This window comes from Sediminibacterium sp. (genome assembly GCF_051860225.1).
Taxonomy (GTDB): Bacteria; Bacteroidota; Bacteroidia; order Chitinophagales; family Chitinophagaceae; genus Sediminibacterium.
On record NZ_JBHYEI010000003.1, the window covers coordinates 158,002 to 178,321 of the forward strand.

A 20,320-nucleotide genomic window follows, 5' to 3' on the forward strand; every position below is an offset into this window, starting at 1 on the left:
AATATGACTAAATTTAATTGCTGTGAAACTCGTTAACCGCTATATTATTTTTATTTCATTCTTCCTTTTGGCCAATCATCAATATTTGTTTGGACAGGAAAAAGGTTCATATGATACTGTTCGAGTATATGCATTTGTAACTGCTACAGGCGACACCATTGGTGAGTCTTGGTTACCCAATGTTATGGTTGAAGGGAAGCTAACTGCGGCCGGAAAAAAATACTGGGCTGAGTGGACTAGATTACGAAACGCCGTATACGTTACCTATCCTTATGCAAAAGCTGCTTCTAGAATTATTAATGAAATCAATTTGCAACTGGTTAATGTAAAGGATAAGAAGGTTAGAAGACAAATTATCCGATACAGAGAAAAAGAAATGAAAAAGCAGTTCACAGATCAATTAACGAAATTATCTGTTTATCAGGGTAGGGTATTGATGAAACTCATCAATAGAGAAACTGGCAATAATTGCTATGAAATAATTGACGAGTATAAGGGATTTGTAACAGCCGCATTTTGGCAAACTGTAGCGGTGATTTTTGGAGGTAATCTAAAACAAGCATACGATCCTACTAGCAAAGATGCAGATATGGAAAAAATTGTGAAAGACGTAGCAAGAATGTATGGGTATCCCGGTTAAATATATTCTTCAAGAAATTTTTTAAAATCATTTCTAGATATCATTCTTGCGCCTAAACTTGCTAGATGATTGGTATAAACCTGACAGTCTATTAATCTTACTCCTTCTTCAATTAATTGTTTCACCAACTGTATAAAAGCAAATTTGCTTGCATTAGAAACGTTGCTGAACATACTTTCTCCAAAAAAAAGCTTTCCCATTTTAATGCCATATAAACCGCCCACTAATTCGTTCTCTTGCCAGGTTTCAGCAGAAATGGCAATTCCTTTTTGGTGTAATTGGTTAAAGGCAAATTCCACATCATTGGTTATCCAAGTTCCATTTTGGCCATCTCTAATTTGATTTTTACAGTGATTGATTACTTTTGAAAAAGCAGTATTGGTTTTATATTGAAACTGATTTTTTTTAATTAGCTGTTTCATGCTTTTGCTGATGATCAACTCATCAGGGAATAAAACAAATCTTGGATCGGGGCTCCACCATAATGGTGTTTCGCCCTCGTACCAAGGGAAAATACCTTTTTGATAAGCCAAAATGAGTCGGTCTGTAGAAAGGTCTCCACCAATAGCTAATAACCCATCTGCTAATGCGTCTTCAATGGGTGGAAACCAAATTTTATGGGAAAGTACATGCATTTAGTTGTTCAGTTCAACAGTGGCGCCAATGCCTCTGTCTGTAATACTGTTGCACATGGGTTTCAATGTATCATAATCCCCTTTTTTAACAGCATACTTTCCTTTATGATGAATAAAAAGTGCACATTGTTCAGCTTGTTCTAAACTATGGCCACAAATTTCCATCAAGGTTTCTATTACCCATTCAAAAGTATTTACCTCATCATTCCAAACTACAAGACTATATGTATCTGCAATAGCCGTGTCTGTGTCTGATTCAATAGCTTCCCCAATTTCGGGATTATTCAAAAAAATGAAATTAGACATGCTGTAAAATTATGCTAAGGACGTCTATTTCAAAAAAAATGAATTTTTATTGGTAAAAAATATAATTTTTTTTGGGTAATTTGATTTGAGCCCCTATTTTTGCACTCCCAAACAATAAGGGAGCATAGCTCAGTTGGTTTAGAGCATCTGCCTTACAAGCAGAGGGTCCGCGGTTCGAACCCGTGTGCTCCCACAATAGCCTCGATTTATCGAGGTTATTTTTTTTCTATTAATCCCTCATTAAACAAGCTATCTATTAAATCAGTAAATTGAGTTAATTCAAGTTATTCCAATGCGAAAATTGTTCTTTACCGGATTTTTTTTAACGATTGTATTACCCATGTTAGGCCAAGTATACAAAACAGCCAATAAAAAAGCAAGTGCAACTACTGTACAACTTTATAATAATCTATTCAGCATTTTACCAAAGGGTATTCTATTTGGACACCAAGATGATTTAGCATACGGATTAGGTTGGGAATATATTCCTGGTAAAAGTGTGGTCCAAGATGCGGTTGGAGAATACCCTGCTATGTATGGGTGGGAACTGGGAGACCTTGAGTTAGGTGCAACTTTTAATTTAGACAGTGTTCCTTTTAATAAGATGAAAAGCTTTATTAAAGAGGGATATCAGAAAGGAGGGGTAATAACAATAAGTTGGCATGCAAATAATCCAGTAACAGGTAAAAATGCTTGGGATATTTCGGGGAATGCAGTGGCAGCTATTATTCCAGGTGGATCAAAGCATGAGCTATATAAAGTGTGGTTAGACAGAGTAGCTAGTTTTATGCTTGATTTAAAAGGTCAAAAAGGAGAATATATTCCAGTGATTTTTAGACCTTTTCATGAACTAACTGGAAATTGGTTCTGGTGGTGTCAAAATGTATGTACTCCAGAGGAATATAAAAAGTTATGGCAGTTTACATTTGATTATTTAACCAATATCAAACAAGTACATCATTTGTTATGGGCTTATAATCCTGAAAAGTTTGAAACAGAAGCTCAGTTCATGCAATATTATCCTGGCGATGAATATGTAGATGTGATGAGTTTTGATTTTTATCAATATGGTGATCCTTCCAATAATTCAGATTTTGAACAAAAATTAGATAAACGATTAGGGATTTTAACTTCAATTGCACGAAAACATCAAAAACTTCCTGCTTTGGCTGAGACTGGATTTTTGAATATACCTTATGCAGAATGGTTTACTAAGAAATTAATGAAAGGGATTGGGAATCATCAAATATCCTATATCCATCTTTGGAGAGATGGTGGGTTGGTAAATGGTACAGGCAAATATCGTTTTGCCCCTTCTCAAGATCATTTTATTCCTGTGGGTAGAGATCCTTCTTTTATGGACTTTTATAAACTCTACATCTCTGATAAGTTCATTTTTGAAAAGAAGGCTCGAGAATTAAAACTGTACAAATGAAACAGTATTTACTTATAGGATTTCTTTTATTTTCCTTTAACGCAATTGCCCAGGATAAAGTGTATGACTCTTCGCTTGCAAAGAAGCTGGGTGCAGATAAGAATGGGATGAAAAGCTATATTTTGGTTCTTTTAAAGACCGGCCCCAATAAAACTACCAATAAGCATTTTATTGATAGTTGTTTTGCGGGACATATGCAGAATATGGGGGTAATGGTAAAAGCCAATCAATTGGTGGTTGCAGGGCCATTAGGTAAGAATGATAAAACTTATAGGGGAATTTTTATTTTGAATTTAACCAGTATAGAAGAAGCTGAAAAATTACTCCTAACCGACCCTGCTATCAGTTCAGGATTACTTGCTACTGAATTATATAAATGGTATGGGTCAGCTGCATTAGCAGCGTACTTGCCATTTGCAGAAAAAATCAGTCAAAATTAAATGTTGTAAAATTTAATGAACTTGCTATGAAATGGACTTATGGATTTCAAAATAAATTAACTGCATCAATTGTTTTAGGGCTTGTTTTCCTTTTAATTCTTTTTACTACTTTTTCGAATAATCGAAATTTTTCATCATTAAATGAATCTTTCGAGACCATATATGAAGATCGATTAATTGCGGAGAGTTTTTTATTTAAACTATCAAGTTTAATACATCAAAAACAGGAAATGCAGCTGAATGGGGAGCGTTCAAAAAATATTCAACAGCAGTTAAAATTAGATCAAGAGATTCAAGTATTATTAAGCAAATACAGTAGAACTAAACTGACAAGTAAGGAAGAAAATCTGTTTAATGCATTACAGGTAGAATTAAATAAAATGCTATCGGGCAACCAATTATTAGCATCTGTTGTTAAAATAGAAAATTATCTGCATCTGCTTTCTGAAATTCAAGTTACAGAAGGCGCGCGCATTAAGGAAGAAACAAAAGTGGTTTTTTTAGGAAATGATTTGAGTTCAAAATTTCAATTTGCAATGTTGATAATTTTAGCCGTGATCATCCAAGCAATTGTTTTTGCTTCAAAAACAATCAACCTTTCTAGCGTTCAACAACAACAGCTTAATTAAATTGGAATGAAAAAATTAATACAATATGTAAACGAGTTGCAAACCTATATTGCGCAAGCGGATATGCTAAATGAAAAAGTATCTGGTTCTAGCGTTGGTTGGCATATTGATCATTCTTTATTAGTGCTCTCACAAATTATTGCTGCTATGGAAGCATCTGACCCTGCTAATTATCAGTATCAATTTAATTTAAAGCGTTTTTTTGCATTTAGTTTGAACCGATTTCCTAGAGGGGTAGCTAAAGCACCGAAACAAGTAAGACCAACTGAAACGTTTAATGCATCCAATACCATCCATGCTTTTGAAACAATTGTACCCCGATTAACAGTGCTAGAAAATTTAGCTTCTAATCAATTTTTCTTGCATCCATTCTTTGGAAAATTGAATAAAAATGCAGCAATTAAAATGCTGACAATCCATACTGCTCATCATATTTTAATAATCAAAGACATCATCCAAAAACAAGCATAGATTCCCTATGTAAACTTTGTACCTTAGCAAAAACTTAACACTATGATACAAGCTAAAGGATACGGTGCTACAAGTAAAGAAAGTGAAATAGTACCCTTGTCATTTAATAGAAATGAAGTGGGGCCAACAGATGTTTTAATTGATATTCTTTTTTGTGGAATTTGCCACTCAGATATCCATACTGCTAGAGGTGAGTGGGGGCCAGCAATATATCCAGTTGTCCCTGGGCATGAAATTGTAGGGAAAGTGGTAAAAGTGGGTGACCAAGTAGCTCGATTTAAAGTAGGGGATATTGCTGGTGTAGGAGTATTTGTTGACTCTTGTAGAACTTGCAATCCTTGTCAAAAAGGGCTAGAGCAATATTGTGAAGAGGGGATGGTTCCAACCTATAATGGCTATTATCGCGATAAGAAAACGCCTACTTATGGCGGGTATTCAAATTGTTATGTTATTGATGAAAAATATACATTGCATATTCCTCAAAAAGAAAATTTAGCTGGGGTGGCACCTTTGCTTTGCGCAGGCATCACTACTTATTCGCCACTCAAATTTGCTGGAGTAGGGAAGGGACATAAAGTAGCTGTTTTGGGATTGGGCGGATTGGGTCATATGGCAGTGAAATTTGCTGCATCTTTTGGTGCTGAAGTAACCATGTTGAGTACGTCTCCATCTAAGGAACAAGATGCAAAAAAATTAGGCGCCCATCATTTTGCACTATCAACAGATCCTGCTCAGATGAAAGCTTTAAAGGGTAAGTTTGATTTCATATTGAACACAGTTGCTGCTGCTCATGATATCAATAAATTTTTAGATCTATTGACTTTAGAAGGTAAAATGATCATTGTAGGTATCCCTCCTGAAGAAAGTGCGTATAACGCGGCTAAACTAATTTCAAAAAGAAGAAGCATTATTGGTTCTATGATTGGCGGGATTGCTGAAACCCAAGAAATGCTTGATTATTGTGCAGAACATAATATCTATTCAGATATTGAATTAATTGGCGTTAATGAGATCAACAAAGCTTATGAAAGAGTAATCAAGTCGGATGTTAAATATCGATTTGTGATTGATATGAAAACCATTTAGTTTTCTATTTCAACCACTAGTTCAACTTCTACAGCCATATTAAAGGGAAGTGAGTTGGTTCCAATTGCAGAACGAGCGTGCTTCCCTTTTTCACCTAAAGCTAGTACCATTAAGTCAGAAAAACCATTCATTACTTTGGGCTGGTCATAAAAATCAGGACTACTATTAACTAATCCTAGCACTTTTACAATTCGTTTTATTTTGGAAAGCTCGCCCAATTCTTTTTTAAGCACTGCCAATTGATTAATAGCTGTAAGCTTTGCCGCCGCATATCCCTCATCAATGGTTAGGTTTATTCCCAATTTTCCTGTGATGTATTTTCCTGTTTGATCCGATGGGCCCTTACCAGAAAGAAATAATAAATTCCCTGTTCTAACTGCATTAACATAATTGGCAACAGGGGCAGACAAATTAGGAAGTATAATACCTGCTGATGTCAATTTTTCTTCTGGTGTTTGTGCTTCAGTTTTCACCGCCAAAACAATACAAATAAGTAAGAATATTTTTTTCATTTTAGGTATAGTTAGGTTCAATAATAGATGGAAGTTGTTTGGGTTGGTGAATTCTAAATTGTTTATGTGGAATAAATTCCCCTGACACTAATTCAACAGATTTTTTTGATACTTTAAAATGTTTGGCTAAAAAGTCAATTAAAAATGCGGTTGCTTTTCCATTCTCAGGAGCAGTCATAATGCTGATTTTAATTTGATTGCCTTTTACCTTACCCCATGAATTGGTTCTAGCCCCAGCACTGACTAAAATGTTTAAACTCAATACATCATTATCCCAGTTGTAAAAGGAAGCATTCATGAATTAAATTTAATGATTGCTATACAACTTTTCACCAGCAGTAACAGCAAATGGCAATATATTTTGTGGCGGTGGAATGGGACAGGTAGCAAATGGTGTAAATACACAGGGTGGATTATATGCTTTATTAAAATCGATCATAAAGTCGGGTGCTTCTGCCTCAGTTTTTGCAATATACAAGAACCTTCCAGCAGCATAGGTGGATAGCCCAGATGTAGCGTCTCCCATTACTATTAACAAATAATCCCCTTCTGAAATGGCATCGAGTGTATAAAATTGACCCTTGTACTCGAATCTGAACTTACCAGCTAATTCTGTTGGATTTTCTTGTCCTAACGCATTTTTAATGACGATGTGCTGTTTAAAAGCAGACTTAATAAAATTGGCTTTAAAACGCCAATTGCTATCTGTTTCAAAATATTGGATACCTTCAAATTTTTTTAATTGATTGGATTGAAGGTTTCTAAGTCTAACTCCAATCTTTTCTCCACGTTGGATAATCGTAAATCGCAAATTTCGATGATTTACAACAGCAGTAGTTTTGGAATTACTAAACAAGAGGGTTTTCGATTGGGTAATTTTTTGATCCACTTCAAAACGAATTCCAGCTGCAGGGTTTAACCAAACACTGTCACCTTTTTTTACTAATTCTCCGCCATTTAAACCAATTGTACCCAAAGGAAATACCAATTTATTTTTTACTCCTGATCCAAATGTATTTACCCCTTCATTTAACCAAAACAATCCTTCTAAATTAAGCCATCCATCTTCTGCTTTTAATGCATGTATGCGCGCCCTTTTCCAATCTTCAATTTGGGTTGCATGGTCTTTGATTAATAATTCATCGGCGTGTTTATTAAAGCTGTCTATAAATGCCTGGTAGTACTCTCCAGTAGCAGGGCCAGCAAAGCCAGCATGAATATTTTGAATAGTTCTATCAGAACGAATAAATAGGGTGGTTGGGAAGCCAGTAAAATTTTTTAAGAGCGGAAATGTTTTTAACACCGATTCTCCGTTAGATAATCCCCCAAAAACCTGTTGATATTCTATACCAAATTTTTCTTTGAATCGCCCCATGGTTTTTTGGGCATATCCGAATTCGTCTTTTACTTCAAATTGTGCTGTAATTACTTCAATTCCTCTTGATTTATTTGCTTTATACCAAGTAGATAAAAATTTAGCTTCATCTGCACAATTTGGACACCATGTTCCTCCAATCGTCAAGATAACAGGCTTGTTAAAATAGGCTGAATCATCTAAACTTATTTTTTTACCCACCATATTGGGTAAGCTGAAATTAAAAGGGGTTGATTTATTTTTTAGTTGAGTTAAGGTGGAAGGGGCTGAAATTAAAGCAGCTTCATTTTTATATGCTCGAATTAATTGCACTGATTTTAAACCTTGCTGGATTCCTTTTAAAGATCCATCTGGTTCTATAGTACCCTTAAATAGTAATGGCGAATAACCAATAAAAAGGGAAAACTTAAATTCTTTACCTTGAACGGAGCCAAATGAGTAACGGGTATCTCCACTTGGCCTTAAAAAAGTTACACCACCCTTATTTCCCTCTTGATTAAATATACCAATTGCTTTTACCTGTTTGCCAGAATCATTGGTAAACACTACATCATATTTGCCCGAAATGTTTTGCGCTGTTGTATCTGGTGTTTCTATAAATCTCTGTGAATTATGCTGCTCTACCAAAATTGGGAAGGCATCTTCTCCATTGGTTTGTCTGCGCCAAAATCCCCTTAATATTTTACTATTTTTTATTCCTATTGTCATTAGCCGATCAAACTGGTTAATCCATATTTGCAAACTATCATTTACTTGGATTAAATCACCTCCAAAATATTCTTCCGAACCGTTAATAAAATACACCCGATATTTTCCGTTACTATCTGCTCTTACAGAGAAATTAAATGGAATTTCTTCTCCATTGTATAATGGAAAACTTCCTCTCCATTCGCCCAATGGGTTAAAGGAATTTTGAGCACGAACGGATAAGCTTGAAATGAATAAAAACGAGAGAAGAATTGCTTGCCGCATAAAAGTCTATAAGATTAGTAGACAAATGTAGTTTATTTCTGTTTAATTGAGTTGTAGGGCAGGTAATCGATAGTGTTGGCTATCATAAACAAACAACTCCTCAATAGAATAGGTCCAATATTTATACAATGGGGTTTTAACTAAATACTGGTCCGCCGCTTCCTTAGTATCTGTATTCATAGTAATCCAACATGTTTGTGATTCCATGCTAACTGCATAACTATCAATGATTCCTTTGTTCATTAAGAAATTAATATAAGTACGATGTGCTGGTACCAGTGTCATAAACTGGTCGTCCATTTTAAAATGAATAATTGCTTGAAACTTCTTCATAGAATAATAATTACAATTCTATGTGTCACAAGTTTTGTGCCTATCCTAAATAAATGGCAATTTGTCTTTAAAAATATACATCCTCAAACATTTCTATTGAAGCAGGCTTATTGGGCAACAAAAGAATAGCTATAACATTGAATTGAATTCTTTTATACTTTGGGTTTTGATAATGATAAAATGTGCCAGCCAATTTGAGTCTTTTCATTTTAATTTTACTAATACTTTCCTCTGGATAACCAAAATCAATTGATTTTCTTGTTTTCACTTCAACAAAGACCAATATGTTTTGCTGTGAAGCGATAATGTCAATTTCAAAATGTTTACAACGCCAGTTTCTCTCTAGAATCAAATAATCTTTTTTTAATAAGTAATCAACAGCAAGTTCTTCGCCTGCGGCACCAGTTTCTAAATGATTCTTTTGCATGATAAACAAGATAATGGTCAATTTATCGTTACTTACAAGTATAAATACTTAAATATGCAGCTGAACGAACGGATTTTTAAATTAAAAGGAGTTATCCAGCATTATGCCTGGGGTGGTCATATATTTATACCCCAGTTATTGAATAGTAATGAAACTACGGATAAACCATCAGCAGAATATTGGATGGGGGCGCATCCTTCAGCACCTTCAAAGCTCTTAGTTGGACAAGATTGGGTATCATTAAATCAGTTAATTACTGAAGATCCTGAAACAACTATAACAACTTCAGTAATGGGAAGATTTGGTGAATTACCTTATTTGTTTAAAGTGTTGGATGTGAAAGATATGCTTTCTATTCAGGTTCATCCTACGAAAGAATCAGCTGAAATCGGATTTGCAGAAGAAAATAAAGCAGGTATTCCTATTAGTGCTCCTCATCGAAACTATAAAGATCAAAATCATAAACCAGAAGTGATGGTTGCATTAAGTGAGTTCTGGTTGCTGCATGGTTTTAAGTCTAAAGAAGCTTTAGAAGAAGTATTGATTGAAACACAAGAATTAAAAATTTTATTACCATTATTCAGACAAACTGGTCTAAAGGGCTTGTATCAATTTGTTATGGAAATGCAGCAGGAAGATGTCAATAATATGCTTGCTCCGCTTGTAAAAAGAGCAATTAGGTTAAAAAAAGAAGGCAGTATAAATAAAATGAATCCTGCATGGTGGGCAGCTAAATTATATGAAGAAAACGGAATAACTGAAAACATAGACAGGGGTATTTTTTCCATTTATTTTTTCAATATTGTCTATGTAGAAAAAGGGGGAGCTGTTTTTCAAAAAGCAGGTGTCCCACATGCTTATTTGGAGGGGCAGAATATTGAACTAATGGCCAATAGTGATAATGTACTTAGGGGGGGATTAACGCCTAAACATGTGGATGTTCCTGAATTAATGAAGCATACTTTATTTGAGTCGGTTGTGCCAAATGTAATGCAAGGCAATCCTGGGGCTGGGGGAGAAGTTGTTTATCCTTGTCCTGTTCCTGATTTTGGTTTGAGCAAAATTGAATTAAAGACAGGAGAAAGTTATTATAGCAAAAGCTTTTCTCTAGAAATTATGATTGTAACAGAAGGTGCGGTAATTGTAAATCAACACTTGGTGCTAAAGAAAGGAGAAGCAGCAGCAATATTAGCAGATACCTCATTCGAATTAAAAGCAACCGGAAATTCGACAATTTTTAAAGCTTTTGTTCCATCTATTTGACGATTATTCACATAATGGGTAAAAATGAAATCTATTCTTTCATGAATAGCCTTATTTTTGTTACTGAAATAGACTGAAATGAAACTGAACAAACAATTTATATTTTCCTTAGTATTAATGGTTCTTGCATCTGCAATCTACCGTGTGTTTCCTAATAGACCCATGGGTTTTGCTCCTCAAATGGCCATTGCAATTTTTGCTGGATCACTTTTTTTTAAAAATAAGAAGTTAGCTTTTTTGCTACCATTGCTTTCAATGTTTATTTCAGATGGGTTATACCAAATACTATACATGAACGGCTTAACTGAAATATCCGGATTTTATGGAGGTCAATGGAAAAACTATTTGTTGATTATTGGTTTAACAAGTATAGGTTTCTTTGTAAAACAAGATAAAATTGCTTCTGTTGCTGGTGCTTCATTAGCTGCACCTACTATTTATTTTATTTTATCAAACGGACTTGTTTGGTTAGGTGGGGGAGGTTTGCATAGGCCAAAAACTTTCGAAGGATTGATGATGACCTATGCTGATGGATTGCCTTTTTATCCAAATAGTATCTACTCAACTTTATTTTTCAGTTTAGTACTTTTTGGAACTTGGTATTTAGTTAAGCGAAATGCAGCTAGGCTGAACTTGGCTTAAGCATTTTCAGCTTCGTATACTTCATCAATTAGCAAGTGTTTCCCATCAGCTGCCTGAGTAGCTAATTCATCGCATCTATTATTGATTGCATTGTCTGCATGTCCTTTAACCCAAACAAAACGAACTTGATATTGCTTGGCTAACTCATAGTATTGCAACCAGAGGTCCTTGTTCTTTTTACCGCCTTTAAAATTGGTTTTAACCCAATTTTGTAACCAACCTTTCTGCACGCTATCAACAATATATTTACTATCCGTATAAATGGTTACAGGGATGGCTGTTTTGGTTAATGATTGTAAAGCAACAATAACAGCCATTAACTCCATTCGATTATTGGTTGTTAATCTAAAGCCCGCTGAAATTTCTTTTCGTTTTTGGCCCCAAATAAGCACAATTCCATATCCTCCTGGTCCTGGGTTCCCTCTTGCTGCTCCGTCGGTATAAATCATTAAGTGGTGAGACATGGCGCGAAATAAATACATTTTACGCATTATACCTGAAACACCCCTGTATTGAATTGGTCTAATTTTGGATTGTGGTTAGCAGCAGCAATACTTTCTGCAATCAACTGTCTTGTATTGATTGGATCAATGATCTCATCCACCCATAATCGAGCTGCAGCATAGTAGGGCGTAGTTTGTTGATAGTATCGATCTTTGATGGTATCAAGCAAGGTTTTTTCTTCCTCTGGAGTAACTTCACGTCCTTTGGATTTCATAGTTGCTACTTGAATTTGTGCCAATGTTTTAGCCGCTTGATCACCCCCCATTACTGCAATCTTTGCAGATGGCCATGCAAAAATAAATCTTGGATCATAGGCTTTGCCGCACATGGCATAGTTGCCTGCTCCATAGCTATTTCCTATAACGATGGTGATCTTTGGAACAATAGAGTTGGCTACTGCATTCACCAATTTTGCTCCATCCTTAATGATACCACTATGCTCACTTCTACTGCCTACCATGAATCCGGTAACGTCTTGTAAAAAAACCAATGGGATTTTTTTCTGATTACAATTCATGATAAACCGAGCTGCTTTGTCTGCACTATCATTGTAAATAACACCACCAATTTGCATTTCACCTTTTTTGCTTTTACAAACTAATCTTTGATTAGCAACAATGCCTACTGCCCATCCCTCAATTCTAGCATAACCACATAAAATGGTTTTGCCATAGTCTTGTTTAAATTGATCAAACTCGCTATTGTCTACCATTCGCTCAATAATTTCGAGCATATCATAAGGCTTCAAATTTCCTTCGGGAATGATGCTATAAATTTCCTCTGGATTTTTTGCGGGAGCAACAGGTGCAATTCGATCAAACCCTGCCGTTTCAGGGGCTCCCATTTTACTTATTATTTTTTTTATATGATCTAAGCAATCTTGCTCTGTCTTAAATTTATAATCTGCTATACCACTTATTTCTGTATGGGTAATTGCTCCACCTAATGTTTCATTATCAATATCTTCTCCAATGGCAGCTTTAACTAAATAAGAGCCAGCTAAAAAAATACTTCCATTGCCTTCTACCATCAGCGTTTCATCACTCATAATAGGCAAATATGCTCCTCCTGCAACACAGGCCCCCATCACTGCTGCAATTTGCGTGATGCCCATCGCGCTCATTCTAGCATTGTTTCTAAATACTCTTCCAAAATGTTCTTTGTCTGGAAATATTTCGTCTTGCATCGGTAAAAACACCCCTGCACTATCCACTAAATAAATAATAGGTAATTTATTTTCCATTGCAATTTCTTGCATTCGTAAGTTCTTTTTACCAGTAATTGGGAACCAAGCACCAGCTTTTACTGTTTGATCATTGGCTACAATAACACACTGTCTGCCGCTTACATAACCCACACCCGCCACTGTTCCTCCTGCCGGACAACCACCTTCTTCCTCATACATTCCATATGCCGCAAAGCCTCCTATTTCTGTAAAAGGTTTTTCTTGGTCACATAAGTAGGCAATACGTTCCCTAGCAGTTAGCTTATTTCTTTCTTTCTGTTTTTCAATGGCTTTTTTCCCACCTCCTAATGCAATTTTTTCCATGCGCTGTCTCATTTCGCTCAGCATTAATTTCATCCAATCTTCATTACGGTTTTGACTCAAATTCATATACGAACAGTTGTTAGTTTGCAAATATAAGTGTACTTTAAGTATATTTAAGATATGACGTACGACTTTATCATAATTGGGGCTGGTTCTGCTGGTTCAGTATTGGCAAATAGGTTATCAGAAAACCCAGAAAACAAAGTGCTTTTAATTGAGGCTGGTGGCCCAGATAGTAAAACAGAAATACATATACCCGGTGCTTATGGCGAATTACATCGTACTGAAGTAGACTGGCAGTTTTGGGGTACGCCTCAGCCAGCTTTGGATAATCGCAAACTATATATACCACGTGGAAAAACTTTGGGAGGAAGTAGTTCAACCAATGCAATGGCTTATGTGAGGGGCAATAAGGCTGATTTTGAGGAATGGGAAGCTTTAGGAAATCCTGGTTGGGGGTATAATAATGTGCTTCCATTTTTTATAAAATCAGAATTCAATGAAAATATTGAATCTCCTTTTCATGGTCAAGATGGTCCTATGCATGTTAGTTATGCCAAGCAGCCAAGTGTATTTGCGGAAGCATTTCTAGATGCCTGTGAACAGATAGGAATTCCTAAAAATGAAGATTATAATGGTGCTGTTCAAGAAGGGGCGCATCTATTACAATTTAATATAAAAAATAGTAAGCGATATAGTGCTGCTGCTGCTTTTTTAAAGCCTATTTTAAATCGAAAGAATTTAGTCGTAAAAACAAATACACGCGTAAAGAGAATTTTAATTGAAAACGGTGCTGCAGTTGGTGTTGAAATTGCTGCTCCTAATACTAATTCAGAAAGAATTAATTGCCATAAAGAAGTATTGCTTTCTGCTGGTGCCATTCAATCTCCACAGTTATTGATGCTTTCAGGTATTGGGGACCCAACAGAATTGAAGCGAGTAGGAATTGATGTATTGATTACATTACCAGGTGTAGGTAAAAATTTACAAGATCATTTTTGGAGTGGGGTTACCGTTCAAACGAATATCCCATCTGCTAACTCCTTATTAAAGCCATGGAATAAAACCAAAGCAATCTTACAACATTTGTTATTTTAAAAAGGACCCTTGGGTAATAGCCCTTTAGAAGCTAATGCTTTTATCCAATTACAAGAAAATTTAAAGCGACCAGACATTCAATATCATTTTGCTCCTATTGGAATTGCCACCGACTATTCAACCGATATCTATAATTTAAAAACATTTCCTACCACAAATGGAATTGGTATCATGTCTATATTGTTGCATCCTGAAAGTAGGGGTACGATCGGTTTAAGATCTGCAAATCCTTTAGACACGGTTAATATTAATCATAAGGCATTGAGTGATGTCAGAGATTTGAATTTACTTATTCAAGCCATTAAAAAGTCTATGTCAATTTTTTCTGCCCCTGCTTTACAAGTTTTCTCGGACACCAAAACAACTTTTCCTTCTTCTATGGCATCTGATGAAGAAATTATAGCGCATATCCAAAAGACCCTTGAAACCCTTTATCATCCAGTTGGAACCTGTAAAATGGGAGTCGATCATTTGGCGGTAACAGATCATACATTAAGAGTTAAGAAGGTGAAGGGGCTGAGGGTAGTTGATGCATCAATCATGCCAACCATTGTTTCAGGTAATACCAATGCAGCCACCATTATGATTGCCGAAAAAGCTGCGTCCATGATATTATCTGATAATTAATATGTCATAATTACACATTGTTTGCTATTTTAGCGTCAATAAATTTATTCCACTTGGCTACTTCAAAAAAAACGATTGCTACAAAGGCCGAACAACCTATTGTAGAAAAAAAAGTTACTGCTGCTAATAAAAAAGCCGCACCTAAAAAACAAGAAGCTACTTCTCCAAAAGTTGTGGTAGATAAAAAAGCAGTTAAGGCAAAAAAATCGGAAGCGCCTAAAACAAAGAACACAACCCAAAAGAAAATATCTGTTGGTAAAGAACAAATAAAATTGCAGTTTCAATTAAGATACCGTACTGAGTTCGGGCAAAATCTGTTTTTGACTGGTAATCATGTCTTACTTGGTAATGGGGATATTGAAAACGCTGTTCCAATGCAGTATTTGAATGAGCAAACTTGGACCCTTACATTAGATTGGCCGGAAGAAGCAACTAGAGAACCCATTCAATACAACTACGTATTGGTTAATGCAGATGGAACCACTGTAATTGATTGGGGTAATGATAGAGTATTAGATATAAAAGCATTTAAAGCCAGTCAAATTCAATTAGTAGACACTTGGAATCATGCTGGGTATTATGAAAATAGTTTTTACACAGAAGCTTTTCAGCAAGTACTTTTAGCCGAATCTAAAACCGAGTTTAAGGCTAAAGCAAGCAAAAAAACTACACATATTTTTAGAGTTAAAAGTCCATTGCTTTCTAAAAATCAAGTCATTTGTTTATCTGGGTCATTTAATGAAGCGGAAAATTGGTCTGAGTCTCATTTATTGATGATGGGAAAAACTGCCTCTTCTCCTTACTTTGAACTAGGCCTTAACCTGAGCTTAGATCAATTTCCAATTGCATATAAATATGGTATTTATGACCTTGAATCAAAAAAATTAGTCGAGTTTGAAGTCGGCGATAATCGGGTATTGCATTATCCGGTGATGAAAGACCAGATAACAATTGTGAATGATGGGTTTACTTATTTGCCCAATCAAACTTGGAAAGGTGCTGGAGTTGCTATTCCAGTTTTTAGTTTGAGAACTGAATCAAGTTTTGGTGTAGGGGAATTTACAGATTTGATTAAAATGGTAGATTGGGCCGAACAGGTGGGTTTAAAGATGATTCAATTGCTTCCTGTAAATGACACCACTGCAACTAATACCAATAAGGATTCTTACCCTTATGCTGCAATTTCTGCTTTTGCTTTACATCCCTTGTATTTAAATCTTCCAAAAATTGTAAATAAATCACAGCTTAAGCAATTACAGCTATTAGAAAAAGAGCGGCTACAACTCAACGCCTTAGCTACGGTTGATTATGCTTCGGTCATACAATCAAAATTAACCTTTGCTAGAAAAGTTTATAAATCAAATGGGAAAAAATTATTGCAGGAATCTTCTTTTATAGCATTCTATCAACAGAATAAACATTGGCTAATTCCATATGCTGTATTTTGTTATTTAAGGGATGAATATGGAACTGTCGATTTTAGTAAATGGCCTGCATTTAAGCATTATAAAGAAAAAGATATTGAAGCGCTGATTCAACCAGAATCGGGTGCATACGATGATATTGCATTTCATTATTTTCTACAATATCATTTGCACTTGCAATTAAAAGAGGCAGCTGCATATGCTCACTCAAAAGGGATTATAATAAAGGGCGATATTGCAATAGGTGTGTATAGGTATGGGGCAGATACTTGGCAACATCCTGATTTGTTTCATATGGATTTTCAAGCAGGAGCTCCGCCTGATGATTTTGCAGTAACAGGTCAGAACTGGGGCTTTCCAACATATAATTGGCAGCGCATGCAAGAAGATGGGTTCGCTTGGTGGAAGCAACGCTTTGAACAAATGAGTCATTATTTTGATGCTTTTAGAATTGATCATATACTCGGGTTCTTCAGAATTTGGAGTATTCCACTTCATGCAGTAGAAGGAATTATGGGGCATTTTGTTCCAGCTATACCAATAAGTGTATCTACTTTTGCTGAAAATGGCATTTGGTTTAGTTATGATCGATATACAAAACCCTTTATCACTGATGCGGTACTTTGGGAGATATTTGGGTATGATAATGAATTGGTGAAGAGTATGTTTTTGATTAATCACTTAAATGGGACTTACTCTTTAAAACCAGGTTTTGAAACCCAAAGAGCTGTTGAACAACATTTTACTACGTTAGATCAAGATCAGTATCACCAAAAAATCAAAAAAGGTATTTTTAGTTTAATAAGTAATGTTCTATTATTTGATTCAGATGGAACAGGACAATATTTTCATTTTAGATTTGGAATAGAGCATACTACTTCTTTTAAGAATTTGGAGTACACTACACAAGAGCAACTACGAGGTTTATATGTGAATTATTTCTTTAAGCAACAGGATGATTTTTGGAAAAAAGAGGCTTACAAGAAACTACCGTCTTTAAAAAGAGTTACGAATATGTTGGTTTGCGGCGAAGATTTAGGAATGGTCCCTTCTTGTGTGCCTGAAGTGATGCAACAATTAGGATTATTGAGTTTAGAAATTCAACGAATGCCCAAAAATCCTGAAAAACAATTTTTTCATCCCAACGATGCTCCTTACTTAAGTGTTGTAACTCCCTCAACTCACGATATGAGTACGATTAGAGGGTGGTGGGAAGAAGATAAAGCGCTCATTCAACATTTTTATAATCAAGAATTAGGACAATGGGGTGATGCTCCTCATTATTGCGAAGCATGGATCAACAAAGCTATTGTTATTCAACACTTGTTTTCACCAGCCATGTGGAGTGTTTTCCAGATTCAAGATTTGATGGGTATAAATGAAAAAATTAGAAGGGATAATCCATTAGCAGAACAAATTAATGTGCCCGCAAATCCAGACCACTATTGGTGTTACAGGATGCATGTCTCAATTGAATCACTAATAGAAGAATCTGATTTTAATAGTGAGCTAAAAAGTTTTATTAAAAAATCAGGTCGATAAATTAATGCAGTGATACTTCAATATACACAAACCAATCTGCCATTTATAGATCCTTTTACGATCTCTAATGGAAGAACCAAGACTCATCAAGCTGCTTTGTTGGTGGCATTATCAGTAGGCCCTTTTATTGGCTATGGCGAAGCACCAGCGATAGCTTATTATAATATTACTGTTGAGCAAATGATCGACGACTTAACTAAAAAACAAAAATTAGTTGAAAAATTTGCTTTAACAGATCCTGAACGATATTGGCATTATCTACATCATTTATTTCCAAAGAATCCATTTTTAGTTGCTGCTTTAGATATGGCAGGTTGGGATTTATATGGAAAAATGAAAGCAAAGCCTTTATATGAATTATGGAATACGGCTTGGACCAATAGTTTGCCCAAATGTGATTATACAATTGGTATTGATACCATTGAGAAGATGCAACAAAAAATGCAAGCAAAACCTTGGCCTATTTATAAAATAAAACTGGGAACCCCTGATGATATTGATATTATTCAATCACTCAGGAAACAAACTAATGCCCTATTTAGAGTTGATGCAAATGCAGGTTGGACAACTGAACAGGCTTTAAAACTTATACCAATATTAGCTAAACTAGGTGTTGAATTGATTGAGCAACCATTAGCAAAAGACAATTGGGAGGGGATGAAAATTTTATATGAAACATCTAGTTTGCCATTGATTGCAGATGAGTCTTGTGTTGCGGAACAGGACGTGTCTAAATGTGTTGGTTTTTTTCATGGGATTAATATAAAATTGACTAAGTGTAGTGGTATAACACCTGCAAGAAGAATGATTCAAGAAGCTCGTTCACTTGGATTAAAAGTAATGATGGGAAGTATGAATGAATCGGTAATTGGTTCTGCTGCTATTGGACATTTTTTACCTCAACTTGATTATGTTGATATGGATGGTCCATTGTTACTTGCTGAAGCAAATGCAAAAGGACTTGCTTTTGAAGACGGGAAAGTGGTTCTTTCTAACAGACCAGGATTAGGCGTTTTCTTTTAAAAGTTGAACAACCACTTTATCTATTGGGAGTGTAACTGAATCTTGAGTTAGATCTTTCAAAGGAATCCATCTGAATACTTCTGTTTCTCCATTAGGATCTTTTATTTGTTCTGTACTAAAATTAAAAGGGATTTCGGAAGTTTTAATTTGATTAGTGTCTGTCGTATGCACTAAATAATAAATGGAGATAATCTGGTCTTTATTATTAAAGGCAGAGATTTGAAAAAAATCAGTCGTATAAAAATGGGCTCCCACATTTACATGAATGCCAATTTCTTCCATAAATTCTCTTTTTAAACATTCTCGTGTGCCTTCTCCAAATTCCAATCCTCCGCCCGGTAATTTAGTTATATAACTACCTCGTATAAACTCATCAGTTACTAATAAGCGCTGATATTGATCAATTAATAAACCATAAACTCGAACATTAAATAAAGGCATTTTAGAACCATTTTTTCTTATAAAAATATCCACCAATAACTATAGATATGAAAAGAGATATGATTACTGGAATATAAAAAGCATGATTAGAATGCTGATAGGGGAGGTCTACATTCATTCCGTATATGCTAGTCACCAAAATGGGTAACGAAAGTATAATGGTGATAGAAGTTAGTCGCTTCATCACATTATTCAAATTATTGCTGATTATACTTGCAAATGCATCCATGGTGCTACTTAATATATTGGTGTATATATTTGCCATTTCCAATGCCTGACTACTATCTACAATTAAGTCTTGCAAAAATTCTCTTTCATCTTCAGTTAAGCCGAGAAAATTGGTCCTTTCCATTTTCATCATCAACATTTCATTGCTCCTAAGTGCTGTAACAAAATACACTAGACTTTTTTGTACGCGCATTAGTTTAAGTAAGTCTACATTACTATTGCTATCATATAAACTTTGCTCGTATTGATTTCTGCTATGATTGATTTCCTTTAGATAGTCTAAAAAGGTTTGAACTACTTTCTCAAACACTTTTAAAACCATCATATTCCTTTTGTCGGGATGTCTTTTCTGAAAAGTGTTGAGGAATTTTTTAATTGCACCATTGTCAAAGGAGTTAACCGTAATAATTTGATTATGGGTTAGAATGATGCAGATAGGGATAGTAATGTAAAAAGCATCGGAGTCATTGAAAGAGTTGTTTTCTGTAGGAGTTTTGATAATGATAATTCTAACATTATCTTCCATTTCATAACGTGGACGCTCATCAATATCTAGTGAATCTCTTAAGAACTCAATAGGGATTTCTAATTCATTGCTGAGTTCTATAAATTCCTCTTCTTTGAAAGGTGGTACTAAGTTTACCCAAACTCCTTGGTCGGCTTTGGGAATTTCTATGGTTTGACCGTTCACGTTTTTGAAATACTGAATCATACTTAG

At 35.2% G+C, this 20,320-nt stretch carries 23 protein-coding genes and 1 tRNA gene; 13 read left to right on the forward strand and 11 right to left on the reverse strand.

All coding sequences use genetic code 11. From position 1 onward, the window contains the following. Positions 1 to 22: 22 nt before the first annotated feature. Positions 23 to 640, forward strand: a complete 618-nt coding sequence (locus ACTIEI_RS11185) for a DUF4294 domain-containing protein (protein ID WP_439506380.1) — start codon at positions 23 to 25, stop codon at positions 638 to 640. Here the strand turns inward: ACTIEI_RS11185 and aat are convergent. Both aat and ACTIEI_RS11195 read right to left on the reverse strand, forming a co-directional pair. Next, positions 637 to 1,275 (reverse strand): leucyl/phenylalanyl-tRNA--protein transferase, encoded by a 639-nt coding sequence (aat, locus tag ACTIEI_RS11190; protein WP_439506381.1) that lies wholly within the window; start codon positions 1,273 to 1,275, stop codon positions 637 to 639. The genes ACTIEI_RS11185 and aat overlap by 4 nt on opposite strands. Next, positions 1,276 to 1,581, reverse strand: a complete 306-nt coding sequence (locus ACTIEI_RS11195) for an ATP-dependent Clp protease adaptor ClpS (RefSeq protein WP_439506382.1) — start codon at positions 1,579 to 1,581, stop codon at positions 1,276 to 1,278. 118 nt (positions 1,582 to 1,699) lie between these two features. Here ACTIEI_RS11195 and ACTIEI_RS11200 point away from each other — a divergent pair. The 6 genes from ACTIEI_RS11200 (at position 1,700) to ACTIEI_RS11225 (ending at position 5,642) form a co-directional block, all read left to right on the forward strand. Next, a tRNA-Val gene (locus ACTIEI_RS11200) sits at positions 1,700 to 1,774 on the forward strand. A 99-nt stretch (positions 1,775 to 1,873) separates the two neighbouring features. Beyond that, the gene (locus ACTIEI_RS11205) at positions 1,874 to 3,016 is read left to right on the forward strand and encodes a glycoside hydrolase family 26 protein (protein WP_439506383.1); all 1,143 of its coding nucleotides are present in this window, start codon (positions 1,874 to 1,876) and stop codon (positions 3,014 to 3,016) included. After that, on the forward strand, positions 3,013 to 3,456 hold the full coding sequence (locus ACTIEI_RS11210; protein ID WP_439506384.1) for a YciI family protein: 444 nt from the start codon (positions 3,013 to 3,015) through the stop codon (positions 3,454 to 3,456). Before ACTIEI_RS11205 ends, ACTIEI_RS11210 begins: the two co-directional genes overlap by 4 nt. A 26-nt stretch (positions 3,457 to 3,482) precedes the next feature. Then, positions 3,483 to 4,085 carry an MCP four helix bundle domain-containing protein gene (locus ACTIEI_RS11215; RefSeq protein WP_439506385.1) on the forward strand — a complete coding sequence of 201 codons (603 nt, stop codon included), beginning with the start codon at positions 3,483 to 3,485 and terminating at the stop codon, positions 4,083 to 4,085. Positions 4,086 to 4,091: 6 nt separating this feature from the next. After that, on the forward strand, positions 4,092 to 4,556 hold the full coding sequence (locus ACTIEI_RS11220) for a DUF1569 domain-containing protein (protein WP_439506386.1): 465 nt from the start codon (positions 4,092 to 4,094) through the stop codon (positions 4,554 to 4,556). Between the two features lie 42 nt (positions 4,557 to 4,598). Next, positions 4,599 to 5,642 (forward strand): NAD(P)-dependent alcohol dehydrogenase, encoded by a 1,044-nt coding sequence (locus ACTIEI_RS11225; RefSeq protein WP_439506387.1) that lies wholly within the window; start codon positions 4,599 to 4,601, stop codon positions 5,640 to 5,642. Here ACTIEI_RS11225 and ACTIEI_RS11230 read toward each other — a convergent pair. From ACTIEI_RS11230 to ACTIEI_RS11250, 5 genes are all read right to left on the reverse strand, one after another. Beyond that, the gene (locus tag ACTIEI_RS11230; RefSeq protein ID WP_439506388.1) at positions 5,639 to 6,154 is read right to left on the reverse strand and encodes a RidA family protein; all 516 of its coding nucleotides are present in this window, start codon (positions 6,152 to 6,154) and stop codon (positions 5,639 to 5,641) included. The genes ACTIEI_RS11225 and ACTIEI_RS11230 overlap by 4 nt on opposite strands. Before the next feature lies 1 nt (position 6,155). Further along, entirely contained in the window at positions 6,156 to 6,452 is a 297-nt protein-coding gene (locus tag ACTIEI_RS11235; RefSeq protein WP_439506389.1) for a DUF167 domain-containing protein, read from the reverse strand. Between the two features lie 9 nt (positions 6,453 to 6,461). Then, positions 6,462 to 8,501 (reverse strand): DUF1684 domain-containing protein, encoded by a 2,040-nt coding sequence (locus tag ACTIEI_RS11240; protein WP_439506390.1) that lies wholly within the window; start codon positions 8,499 to 8,501, stop codon positions 6,462 to 6,464. Positions 8,502 to 8,543: 42 nt separating this feature from the next. Beyond that, complete coding sequence (locus ACTIEI_RS11245; protein WP_295233148.1) at positions 8,544 to 8,834, reverse strand: hypothetical protein; 291 nt, start codon at positions 8,832 to 8,834, stop codon at positions 8,544 to 8,546. Between the two features lie 67 nt (positions 8,835 to 8,901). Then, a complete protein-coding gene (locus ACTIEI_RS11250; RefSeq protein WP_439506391.1) occupies positions 8,902 to 9,261 on the reverse strand; it encodes a YraN family protein in 360 nt (119 codons plus the stop codon). A gap of 54 nt (positions 9,262 to 9,315) precedes the next feature. Here ACTIEI_RS11250 and manA point away from each other — a divergent pair, with 54 nt between their 5' ends. Both manA and ACTIEI_RS11260 read left to right on the forward strand, forming a co-directional pair. Continuing rightward, on the forward strand, positions 9,316 to 10,524 hold the full coding sequence (manA, locus tag ACTIEI_RS11255) for a mannose-6-phosphate isomerase, class I (protein WP_439506392.1): 1,209 nt from the start codon (positions 9,316 to 9,318) through the stop codon (positions 10,522 to 10,524). A gap of 78 nt (positions 10,525 to 10,602) precedes the next feature. Beyond that, entirely contained in the window at positions 10,603 to 11,166 is a 564-nt protein-coding gene (locus ACTIEI_RS11260; RefSeq protein ID WP_439506393.1) for a DUF6580 family putative transport protein, read from the forward strand. On the opposite strand, the gene rnhA is transcribed toward ACTIEI_RS11260, so the two are convergent. Both rnhA and ACTIEI_RS11270 read right to left on the reverse strand, forming a co-directional pair. After that, entirely contained in the window at positions 11,163 to 11,648 is a 486-nt protein-coding gene (gene rnhA, locus ACTIEI_RS11265) for a ribonuclease HI (RefSeq protein ID WP_439506394.1), read from the reverse strand. The two genes, ACTIEI_RS11260 and rnhA, sit on opposite strands and share 4 nt — an antisense overlap. 8 nt (positions 11,649 to 11,656) lie before the next feature. Continuing rightward, positions 11,657 to 13,285 (reverse strand): acyl-CoA carboxylase subunit beta, encoded by a 1,629-nt coding sequence (locus ACTIEI_RS11270; RefSeq protein WP_439506395.1) that lies wholly within the window; start codon positions 13,283 to 13,285, stop codon positions 11,657 to 11,659. Positions 13,286 to 13,339: 54 nt separating this feature from the next. On the opposite strand from ACTIEI_RS11270, the gene ACTIEI_RS11275 reads away from it, so the two are divergent. From ACTIEI_RS11275 to ACTIEI_RS11290, 4 genes are read left to right on the forward strand one after another with little or no spacing between them, the layout of a single operon-like run. After that, positions 13,340 to 14,317 (forward strand): GMC family oxidoreductase, encoded by a 978-nt coding sequence (locus ACTIEI_RS11275; protein ID WP_439506396.1) that lies wholly within the window; start codon positions 13,340 to 13,342, stop codon positions 14,315 to 14,317. 9 nt (positions 14,318 to 14,326) lie between these two features. After that, positions 14,327 to 14,944 (forward strand): GMC family oxidoreductase, encoded by a 618-nt coding sequence (locus ACTIEI_RS11280; RefSeq protein WP_439506397.1) that lies wholly within the window; start codon positions 14,327 to 14,329, stop codon positions 14,942 to 14,944. Positions 14,945 to 14,997: 53 nt separating this feature from the next. Further along, entirely contained in the window at positions 14,998 to 17,910 is a 2,913-nt protein-coding gene (locus ACTIEI_RS11285; protein ID WP_439506398.1) for a 4-alpha-glucanotransferase, read from the forward strand. Between the two features lie 9 nt (positions 17,911 to 17,919). After that, positions 17,920 to 18,933 (forward strand): dipeptide epimerase, encoded by a 1,014-nt coding sequence (locus ACTIEI_RS11290; protein ID WP_439506399.1) that lies wholly within the window; start codon positions 17,920 to 17,922, stop codon positions 18,931 to 18,933. Here the strand turns inward: ACTIEI_RS11290 and ACTIEI_RS11295 are convergent. Both ACTIEI_RS11295 and ACTIEI_RS11300 read right to left on the reverse strand, forming a co-directional pair. After that, complete coding sequence (locus tag ACTIEI_RS11295) at positions 18,916 to 19,374, reverse strand: NUDIX domain-containing protein (protein ID WP_439506400.1); 459 nt, start codon at positions 19,372 to 19,374, stop codon at positions 18,916 to 18,918. The two genes, ACTIEI_RS11290 and ACTIEI_RS11295, sit on opposite strands and share 18 nt — an antisense overlap. Before the next feature lies 1 nt (position 19,375). Further along, positions 19,376 to 20,314, reverse strand: a complete 939-nt coding sequence (locus tag ACTIEI_RS11300) for a magnesium transporter CorA family protein (RefSeq protein WP_439506401.1) — start codon at positions 20,312 to 20,314, stop codon at positions 19,376 to 19,378. Positions 20,315 to 20,320 lie beyond the last annotated feature (6 nt).

What these genes read in the sequence shown, in the direction of transcription:
- ACTIEI_RS11215 (WP_439506385.1), top strand. Translation starts at nt 3,483, where the DNA reads ATGAAATGGACTTATGGATTTCAAAATAAATTAACTGCATCAATTGTT.
- ACTIEI_RS11235 (WP_439506389.1), bottom strand. Translation starts at nt 6,452, where the DNA reads ATGAATGCTTCCTTTTACAACTGGGATAATGATGTATTGAGTTTAAAC.
- ACTIEI_RS11260 (WP_439506393.1), top strand. Translation starts at nt 10,603, where the DNA reads ATGAAACTGAACAAACAATTTATATTTTCCTTAGTATTAATGGTTCTT.
- ACTIEI_RS11300 (WP_439506401.1), bottom strand. Translation starts at nt 20,314, where the DNA reads ATGATTCAGTATTTCAAAAACGTGAACGGTCAAACCATAGAAATTCCC.
- ACTIEI_RS11210 (WP_439506384.1), top strand. Translation starts at nt 3,013, where the DNA reads ATGAAACAGTATTTACTTATAGGATTTCTTTTATTTTCCTTTAACGCA.
- manA (WP_439506392.1), top strand. Translation starts at nt 9,316, where the DNA reads ATGCAGCTGAACGAACGGATTTTTAAATTAAAAGGAGTTATCCAGCAT.
- ACTIEI_RS11275 (WP_439506396.1), top strand. Translation starts at nt 13,340, where the DNA reads ATGACGTACGACTTTATCATAATTGGGGCTGGTTCTGCTGGTTCAGTA.
- ACTIEI_RS11225 (WP_439506387.1), top strand. Translation starts at nt 4,599, where the DNA reads ATGATACAAGCTAAAGGATACGGTGCTACAAGTAAAGAAAGTGAAATA.
- ACTIEI_RS11240 (WP_439506390.1), bottom strand. Translation starts at nt 8,501, where the DNA reads ATGCGGCAAGCAATTCTTCTCTCGTTTTTATTCATTTCAAGCTTATCC.
- ACTIEI_RS11250 (WP_439506391.1), bottom strand. Translation starts at nt 9,261, where the DNA reads ATGCAAAAGAATCATTTAGAAACTGGTGCCGCAGGCGAAGAACTTGCT.
- ACTIEI_RS11295 (WP_439506400.1), bottom strand. Translation starts at nt 19,374, where the DNA reads ATGCCTTTATTTAATGTTCGAGTTTATGGTTTATTAATTGATCAATAT.
- rnhA (WP_439506394.1), bottom strand. Translation starts at nt 11,648, where the DNA reads ATGTATTTATTTCGCGCCATGTCTCACCACTTAATGATTTATACCGAC.
- aat (WP_439506381.1), bottom strand. Translation starts at nt 1,275, where the DNA reads ATGCATGTACTTTCCCATAAAATTTGGTTTCCACCCATTGAAGACGCA.
- ACTIEI_RS11245 (WP_295233148.1), bottom strand. Translation starts at nt 8,834, where the DNA reads ATGAAGAAGTTTCAAGCAATTATTCATTTTAAAATGGACGACCAGTTT.
- ACTIEI_RS11195 (WP_439506382.1), bottom strand. Translation starts at nt 1,581, where the DNA reads ATGTCTAATTTCATTTTTTTGAATAATCCCGAAATTGGGGAAGCTATT.
- ACTIEI_RS11205 (WP_439506383.1), top strand. Translation starts at nt 1,874, where the DNA reads ATGCGAAAATTGTTCTTTACCGGATTTTTTTTAACGATTGTATTACCC.
- ACTIEI_RS11220 (WP_439506386.1), top strand. Translation starts at nt 4,092, where the DNA reads ATGAAAAAATTAATACAATATGTAAACGAGTTGCAAACCTATATTGCG.
- ACTIEI_RS11230 (WP_439506388.1), bottom strand. Translation starts at nt 6,154, where the DNA reads ATGAAAAAAATATTCTTACTTATTTGTATTGTTTTGGCGGTGAAAACT.
- ACTIEI_RS11270 (WP_439506395.1), bottom strand. Translation starts at nt 13,285, where the DNA reads ATGAATTTGAGTCAAAACCGTAATGAAGATTGGATGAAATTAATGCTG.